The sequence below is a fragment of the Bartonella sp. TT29SHDZB genome (assembly GCF_042193395.1).
Classification (GTDB): Bacteria; Pseudomonadota; Alphaproteobacteria; order Rhizobiales; family Rhizobiaceae; genus Bartonella.
Window position 1 is genome coordinate 1 of sequence record NZ_JBHILQ010000094.1, and the last position, 1,194, is coordinate 1,194.

Genomic DNA, 1,194 nt, shown 5'->3' on the forward strand with positions numbered 1-1,194 from the left:
CCCGCATTGCTGGTGTGACCATAACCAATCGTCCAGACACATGCCGTATCTCGATAAGCCTCTACAAGACATTGATTTATAATGATAATTTACTGCTTTGCATATTGAATGAGAGTCTCGAATAACGTAGGATTCTCTCATTTCAAATCTGTTTATCTTGAATCAATCAAAACCACTCATTTGCACATAACAAGTGGGATGAGTGTGTGGATCAAATTTGTATAAGAAAGGATTAAAAATGGCTCTTATGAACCGTCTTAATGCAAGGGCTGTCGCAACATTGGGAGCTGGCAAATATAATGATGGTGCCGGCTTGTTACTTCATAAGCGTCAAGATGGAGGTGCTCAATGGATTTATCGCTATACCATTCATGGTCGGCGCCGTGAAATGGGCTTGGGTGCCTTAAGACATGTCTCTTTAAAACAAGCCCGTGAATTAGCAACTGGGTGGCGTGCTGTTCTTCGTGAAGGGCGTGACCCTATTCAAGAACGCGATAAACAAAAGCGTGAGGCAATAAGCAATCTCCATTACTTAAAAGACATTGCCGTAGATGCTTTTGAAAGTCGTAAAGCCGAATTAAAAAGAGATGGTAAGGCTAGTGATTGGTTTTCACCTTTGCGGCTTTACATTCTCCCTAAATTAGGTTGCCTCCCCGTTTCAGAGATTACACAAACAGAGATACGCGATACGCTTTCTCCCATTTGGCATACAAAAGCTGGAACAGCTCAGATAGCATTGATACGTCTTAATCTTTGTCTCAAACATGCGGCTGCTTTGGGTTTGGATGTTGATTTACAAGCAACAGAAAAAGCACGTGCTCTCTTAGGAAAACAACGTCATAAGATCACTAATAGACCAGCAATGGATTGGAAAGATATACCAGCTTTTTATCAGTTCCTCTGTAAAACACAAAACATAACACATCTTGCTTTGCGCTTGCTTATCCTTACAGGGGTTCGCTCTAACCCTTTACGTCATATTCATAAAGATCAAATTGATGGGGATATATGGACCATACCTGCTGAGAATATGAAAGGAAAGCGTGATACAACAAAAGAATTTCGCGTCCCCTTATCATCTGAAGCATTAAAAGTAATTGAACAAGCCCGCTGTATTTCTAAAAGTGATTTCATCTTTTCACTTACCGGTCGTGGTCCTCTTTCACATACGATGATGGCGGCGTATATGAGAAA

The 1,194-nt window shown here is 41.0% G+C and carries 2 protein-coding genes; one reads left to right on the plus strand and one right to left on the minus strand.

What is annotated here, in order from left to right; translation table 11 throughout:
- Nucleotides 1–89 (minus strand): glycoside hydrolase family protein (locus ACFIJJ_RS09755; protein ID WP_375646804.1); only part of this gene is annotated, 89 nt, incomplete at its 3' end.
- A gap of 149 nt (nt 90–238) precedes the next feature.
- On the opposite strand from ACFIJJ_RS09755, the gene ACFIJJ_RS09760 reads away from it, so the two are divergent.
- On the plus strand, nt 239–1,194 hold a 956-nt coding region (locus ACFIJJ_RS09760; RefSeq protein WP_375646802.1), incomplete at its 3' end, for a tyrosine-type recombinase/integrase.